Below are 844 nucleotides of genomic sequence, written 5' to 3' on the forward strand. Positions count from 1 at the left end.
TTTATTAGAAGCTATCTCATAAATGGTTTCAGCAGAATCAGGATGCATGCCAGCAAGATGAATGCTTTAAAGTTTTCTTCTTTGTATTCGTACCTGACTACGCATTTTCGATAGTTAAAAAGCCAGGCAAAGAAGCGTTCCACTTTCCATCTTCTTTTGAAGCGCCTGAGCTTTCTGCCATCCTGCGTCTTCTTCTTTTTCCTGTTTTTTCGGTGCGGGGCAATCATCTCGATACCCTGCTGCTTTAGTTTATTATCCAGCGGATCAGAATCATAGGCTCTGTCACCAATCAGCCGCTCAGGAATCGTTTCTATGAACCTTTCCTCCAGCACATTGTCCACCAGCTTCACTTCGTGGGGAGATGCAGATTGGATTGAGACAGATAAAATAGTACCACCAGCGTCCGTGACTGCCATGATCTTGGTGCCTTTACCGCGTTTAGTCTTGCCCACAAAAGCCCCCCTTTTTTAGCCATGCAGAAAGAGCCGTCAATAAAACATTCGCTCAAATCCACCTCGCCTCTTTCCTGTAAGTCTTTTGCCAGCGTCTCTACCACGCGCCGCAGCACCCCCTGCTCTTGCCACTGCTGAAACCTGCGGTGGCAGGTTTGATAAGGCGGATAAATGGACGGTAAATGACTCCACTGCGCGCCAGTCTTCAGAATCCACAAAATACCTTCCAGTACTTCCCGCTTATCTCTCCAAGGTCTGCCTTTCCCGTCTGCCCGCTTGGCACCATCAGGAATGAGGTCTTTTAGCTTTTCCCATTGTTTATCTGTTAACTTCATAACTGATAAACGATCCCTTATTTATATTTGATCTCTATTTATGAGATAGCTTCTAGT

General features: G+C 45.9%; 1 protein-coding gene. It reads right to left on the bottom strand.

The genetic code is table 11. The annotated features are described in order from the left end of the window. Positions 1 to 11 precede the first annotated feature (11 nt). A protein-coding gene (locus WG943_RS21190; RefSeq protein WP_340412037.1) for an IS5 family transposase occupies positions 12 to 787 on the bottom strand; the annotation gives its coding sequence in 2 pieces (ribosomal slippage) (positions 12 to 451 and positions 451 to 787; 777 coding nt in all). Positions 788 to 844 lie beyond the last annotated feature (57 nt).

The sequence above is a fragment of the Pontibacter sp. H249 genome, assembly GCF_037892465.1.
Lineage (GTDB): Bacteria > Bacteroidota > Bacteroidia > Cytophagales > Hymenobacteraceae > Pontibacter.